The sequence below is a fragment of the Bacteroides rodentium JCM 16496 genome, from assembly GCF_000614125.1.
Classification (GTDB): domain Bacteria; phylum Bacteroidota; class Bacteroidia; order Bacteroidales; family Bacteroidaceae; genus Bacteroides; species Bacteroides rodentium.
The window spans coordinates 1-5871 of sequence record NZ_BAKJ01000100.1 but is presented as its reverse complement, the minus strand read 5'-3'; the positions used below and the strand labels follow the sequence as shown (position 1 = coordinate 5871).

Sequence of the window (5871 nt, the reverse complement as noted above, 5' to 3'; positions counted from 1 at the left end):
CAGAATCCAGATATAAGAAGAAACTTACAACTGAATCCTGTTTCCATTTACACAAAATTTTGGACAGTGTCTCGGATGCTTACCCTAAACGCTGCGTATTCATATCTGTTCCCCAAAACTGATTAAGTTCGCCCAAAGTGAGCAAATAAACTTCGCAATCATTTGTTGCCTGTATGCTAACTGTTGCACCTCTCTATTTATTAAAGACGGATAATCACATACGAAATCATTTTCAAAACTGTAACCAACAATCCATTCGTTACCATTCGTATCAATGCGAGTAAGGCGAAATATACCTGATACCACAAAACCTATATGATTCGTTTTATCGTTTTGACGAACCATATATTCATTTTTCCTAAGTATTTTCAGCATACCATTTTCAAGAAATAGTTCTTCTAATCTCGCGGTATCTAACTCTCGTTCACATTGAATTTATCCATGTTAAATGCTTTATAATTGCAAAGATACTAAAAAGAACTACTATATTCGCTTGTTTCTATGATTGTCACCCATTACTTTCTATACTTCTTTCAAGTGTTTGTTATTCAGTGAATAAAAATCACATTTCTTGTTTGTGAAACACAAATAAGATTAAGACATACAAATAATGCAGTTAAAATCCAGAGTTATAAATAAAGCTGTATTAATAAAGCGTTTACCAAACAAATAGCTATTTTTGCATTATATTTATAGATGTCTATGACAAATACAGAAACCATACAATCACTCATTGATAGCGGAGAAGGCTATAATGTAGAGTTTAAAGTCCGTGTACCTTCAAAAGTTCGTGAACTAACAGAAGAAATTTGCGCTTTCGCTAATGCAGACGGAGGATATTTACTTATTGGTGTAGATGATAACGGACAGATTATTGGCACAGATTTAGAGAATGACAAACGTTCAGCCATTCAAGGCTCTATCAGTGAAATATCTCCGGCTTTTCATTGTGATATGTATGCGGTAAGTATCGAAGATAAGACAGTTTGGGTAATTGATGTTCCGTCAGGTAAAGACAAGCCTTATATATTTTCTGGTTCTATCTTTGTGCGTGAGGGAGCAAACTCACAGAAACTTCGTACTGTCGAAGAAATGCGTAGTTTCTTTCAGGAATGCAACAAAATATTTTTTGATGCCATTCCCTGTTCATGGTTCAATATCTACACTGATGCAGATGAACAAGCAATAAAAGACTTCCGCACAGAAGCAAGATTAAGCCCATCGACTGCCGACAAACAGATATTTGAGAATTTGGAACTATTTACGGATAAAGGAATAGCCAAGAACGGTGCAGCCATGTTTTTTGGGAAACAACCTGAACGAAAATTTCCACACGCAGTAACAAGATGTGTTCTTTTCAAAGGAACAACCAAAGTATATATCATAGATGATAAAATCTTTGGCGGTCCACTATACCAACAATATTTGCAGGCTATGGCATGGCTGGAAAGTAAACTGCAAGTAGCTTATAAAATTGAGGGAGCAGGACCAAGAGAAGAAATTTGGGAAATTCCTCTTACTGTGTTCAAAGAAGCCATTATTAACGCTCTCTCACATCGTGATTATTACGAACAGGGAGCAACCATTACAATAGAAATGTTTGATGACCGGGTAGAGGTTTCTAATCCCGGAGGCTTTTGCCTATCGTTGCTAAAGATTTCGGGCACAAGAGTATGACACGTAACCCGTTAATCTTTGGATTGTTTACCCGTATGCATTTGGTTGAAAGGGTGGCATCCGGTATCCCCCGCATGAAGGAAGCTATGAAGGAAGCTAATCTTCCTGAACCTGAATTTCATACGGATGGAATATTTACGGTAGTGTTTAAAAGAAAATACAGTGTCACAAGTGATACTGTAAATGATACTGTAAATGATACTGTAAATAGCAAGGAGAAAGAAGTTTTAAAGATAATCCAGAAATATCCGGGACTCAATTCGTCCAAGATTGCAGAATTAATAAAGAAAAGTATTCCAACTGCAAAACGCCACTTAAATTCTTTAGTTAAATCAGGTTTGATTGAGTTTAGGGGGGCACAAAAAACGGGGGGGTATTATATTATAAATCGACAGTAAGCTACATTATCATAACATTATTAATCAATATAACTGTTTGGCATATGAATACTGATGAAACAATCAATAAAGAGGAGTTGACTTTGCAAAACACTCCTAAAGCAGTAAATTATCTTATAAATGAGATTGCCGAAATGAGAGTTTTACTTGAACATATAGAGTCACAATTAGGTTTAGGTGTTGATAAGCACAGACCTATAAACATTGAAAAAGCATGTCAAATTCTAAATCAAACAAAAAATGGCATCAATAAAATGGTCAGAAGCCAAACCATACCTCATTATATACAAGGAAACAAAGTTTATTTCTTTGAGGACGAATTAATTAAATGGGTTGAGAAGGAACGTGTTGCTACCCTACAAGAAAAACATACATCAAAGAGAAACTACTAATACTCAATCAGTATGGAACTGACACACAAAGAATTATATGACTTAGTATGGTCTGAGCCAATGACAACCATATGTAAACGTTTTGGTCTTTCAGATAATGGTTTAAGAAAACGCTGTAAATCGATGAATATACCCACACCACCTTTGGGGTATTGGACAAAACTGAAATATGGTAAGCAAGTCACACCTCTACCGTTCCAACAAGAGGAAACAAACGCAACTCAATCAACAACACTTCAAGAAGCCAAAGAACCTAAAGTAGAAATGGAGAAATCCGTAAATCCATACAAGCAACGTGAAATGGAAATTTGCAGTGGTGATATTTCATGCTTTAAGGTTCCAGAAGTCTTATATGCTAAAAATCCTCTAATAATCGACACAAAAGAAAAATTCAGACAGCGATCAGAAAATCAATATCTAAAGAAAAATCCCTATAAAAGTAAAATAGGAGAAACGCTAGACCTCTATGTCTCTGAGAATATGCTAGATAGAGCACTATCTATTTTTGATACAATTATAAAAGGCTTAATTTTTAGAGGACATAGTATTAAATGCAAAGACAATCAGACCTATGCCATTGTTGATGGTGAGGAAATTCAAATAAGATTAACTGAAAGAAAAAAGCAAAATCCTAATAGCAGTAATCGCTGTGATAACAATAATAATATCTTTTCTGGCGAATTACAGTTTTATATTTATCATAGTTCGAGCTTTCATAGCCCAACACTAGTTCATGATACGGCTTATACTAAAATCGAAGATAAAATAATTAGTATAGTAGCATACCTAGAGATTGAAGCAGATAATAGAAAGACAGAACGTATTGAAGCAGAAGAGAGAGAAAAGCGACGTAAAGAAGAAGAACGAAAAAGAGAAGAATTCGAAGAAGAGAAAAGAAAAGAGCTAGAAGACTTTAAAGACCTATTATACTCTGCTGAACGTTTTCGAAAAACTAATATTTTAAGAGAATATATTAATGCATTTGAGAGCCATGCAATTGAAGATGGTGAAACTGATGATGAACTGCTAGCAAAGATACAATGGGCTAGAGAGAAAGCTGATTGGCTTGATCCTTTCATAGCTAAAAAGGACATTTATCTCAATTCTTATGATATGGATCGAATATTACAGGCTGCTGTACCAGAACGAAGCTATCGCAATTCAGGGTACTCTTTTTGGACTAAACCTTATTGGAAGAAAAAACGATAACCGTATTCAAATTATGAAGAGCAAAATATTGCTTTTATATAATAATACTTATCTTTGCATTCAGAAATCGTACCCAAGATACAAACTTGTGTTGAACGGTGCAAAGCTGTGAAAACCTTATTCAAGGGACTTACATCGTAGCAAAGATACAACTTACTGAAAGATAGTGCCATATCAACCCGCTTTCGATTCCTGGTGGCACCACTTTTTAAGAAAGAAAAACGATGTAAATCCCTGAACTTCAAAGAAGTTCGGGGATTTTTCTTTTCCAAGAATAGGTAAAATTAGGGGTCAGCGGAAACTTCCGGTGCATAGAATCTGTTAAACGTATAGTTAAATGTATCTTTGCAGCATGAAACAAGACGATTTAATATGGGAGTTCCTCCCTTCAGGTTTGAAAGGCCTTTTTGAGATCAAAGATATTCGCAAAACAGCCACAGAGTTCCATATCTACCTTGACGAGATTCGCCGGAAAGGCGATGCTGACAGATGGAATAAATTCTTGGTGGACAAGGGTTATACCGGCTATTGCACGATTCAGGACCATCTGACCCGTGGTCGTTCCACTTATCTTCATTTACGCAAGTGCAAATGGCTTGACAAGGAAACGGGTGAGATATTCTCGTATGACATAGAGTATGAGCAGGAGGATGGCACGCAACTGACCAAAGAGTTGGTTGCTTTTTTAAAATCAGAAGATTGAGACAGAGTGCCTTCCTATCAGCACCATCGGTCGTCTGTATGGTGTCAACGGTGATACGCTCCGCCGTTTATACAAATATAAACTGAGCGGCTACACGGAGTGGGAAGGGATGAAAAGGAGTCTCTTCCGCGATATTCCATATGTGACTTTCCCTCAAAATTGCGGTCCTTATTTGAGCATCGACGAAACAGCCTTGAGCAAGGATGAACTGTTCACCATCGTGACCAACAAGGATGCCCATGGCGGCCCCGGGACGCTGGTCGCCATGCTTTACGGTGCTCGCAGTGAGGATATAATCGAGGTCCTGGAAGAAAGCATTCCGTTATGGAAGCGGCTGAAAGTCAAAGAAGTCACCTGCGACTTGTCTTCCGCGATGATGGAATCCGTACGTGTGTCATTTCCCCGGTGTTACATAGTCAATGACCGTTTCCATGTGCAGCAGCTGTTCAATGAGGCCATGGACGATCTGCGCATTGACATACGGCATGAGGTTCGCAAACGGGAAGCTGACGAGCAGGAACTATGCCGCCAGAACGGTGTGGACTTCGTCCCAATGAAATACCGCAACGGCGAAACCCTCCCGCAGATATTGCTTCGCACCAGGAAGGCTCTGATGGTATCTGAAAACAAGTGGAGTCCGGCGCAGCGCACCCGGCTGGAAATCCTGTTCGAGAACTATCCAATCGTGCAACAGGCATACGGGGTCATGCAGAACCTGCGGGGCATTTTCAACCAAAAGGTTGACCATCTTGCCGGAGGGGGCCTGTTAATGAAATGGTATGAGGAAGTGGACAAACTGGGGAGGGAGGCATTCAACACGGTAGTCAGGACATTCAAGAACAATTACAAGACCATAGCCAACTACTTCAGGCGTAGAGCCACCAACGCACCGGCGGAGTCTTTCAATGCGAAAATCAAGATGTTCAGGGCACAGCTACGAGGAGTCACAGACCCGCTATTCTTCATATTCAGACTGACAAAACTCTTCGCTTGAAACTTTAACATTCTATATCTGATTATTTTAACTCATGCACCGGAAGTTTCCGCTGACCCAAAATTAGTGGGATTGGAGCAAACTGTACGGACTGTCCCTAAAAGATAATGTATGGACATAAAAAAAGGAGTACCGCTGTACTCCAACCTTTGTTAACCTTAAATCTAATACTATGAAAAACACATTGTAAAGATACGGACTTCTGATGAATCTGCAAATTATCCAACTAAAAAAGTATGTTCTATAACACAGATTAAGAAAAAGGGACGGATATGTAAACATATACTATCCTTTTTTTAACGTTTAGGTGAATGTGTATAATTAGTTTATACTATCCATCATTCAGCTAAGCGAAGCGAAGAACTTCTTAAAATGCCCTCCTGATGAAGGTAAAAAAATCGGTATTGGCGCTTTCTGTCTGAAGGATGTCTGTTATGGTAGCCATGATAAAACGTACATAAATATTAGTCGGAGAATAGTTTCAGCCATAAACGAGGG

The 5871-nt window shown here is 38.4% G+C and carries 5 protein-coding genes and 1 pseudogene; 5 read left to right on the top strand and 1 reads right to left on the bottom strand.

Annotated elements, in window-relative coordinates:
• Positions 1–99: 99 nt before the first annotated feature.
• On the bottom strand, positions 100–375 hold the full coding sequence (locus JCM16496_RS20500; RefSeq protein WP_025836367.1) for a cyclic nucleotide-binding domain-containing protein: 276 nt from the start codon (positions 373–375) through the stop codon (positions 100–102).
• 327 nt (positions 376–702) lie between these two features.
• On the opposite strand from JCM16496_RS20500, the pseudogene JCM16496_RS20495 reads away from it, so the two are divergent.
• The 5 genes and pseudogenes from JCM16496_RS20495 (at position 703) to JCM16496_RS20475 (ending at position 5373) form a co-directional block, all read left to right on the top strand.
• Positions 703–2075, top strand: a pseudogene (locus JCM16496_RS20495) (ATP-binding protein).
• Positions 2076–2119: 44 nt separating this feature from the next.
• Positions 2120–2467, top strand: a complete 348-nt coding sequence (locus JCM16496_RS20490; RefSeq protein ID WP_025836366.1) for a helix-turn-helix domain-containing protein — start codon at positions 2120–2122, stop codon at positions 2465–2467.
• Between the two features lie 12 nt (positions 2468–2479).
• Positions 2480–3676: a hypothetical protein gene (locus JCM16496_RS20485; RefSeq protein ID WP_025836365.1), complete on the top strand. Its 1197-nt coding sequence runs from the start codon at positions 2480–2482 to the stop codon at positions 3674–3676.
• A gap of 352 nt (positions 3677–4028) precedes the next feature.
• Entirely contained in the window at positions 4029–4379 is a 351-nt protein-coding gene (locus JCM16496_RS20480) for an ISAon1 family transposase N-terminal region protein (protein ID WP_025836364.1), read from the top strand.
• On the top strand, positions 4375–5373 hold the full coding sequence (locus JCM16496_RS20475; protein ID WP_025836363.1) for an ISAon1 family transposase: 999 nt from the start codon (positions 4375–4377) through the stop codon (positions 5371–5373). Before JCM16496_RS20480 ends, JCM16496_RS20475 begins: the two co-directional genes overlap by 5 nt.
• The last annotated feature ends 498 nt before the right edge of the window (positions 5374–5871 follow it).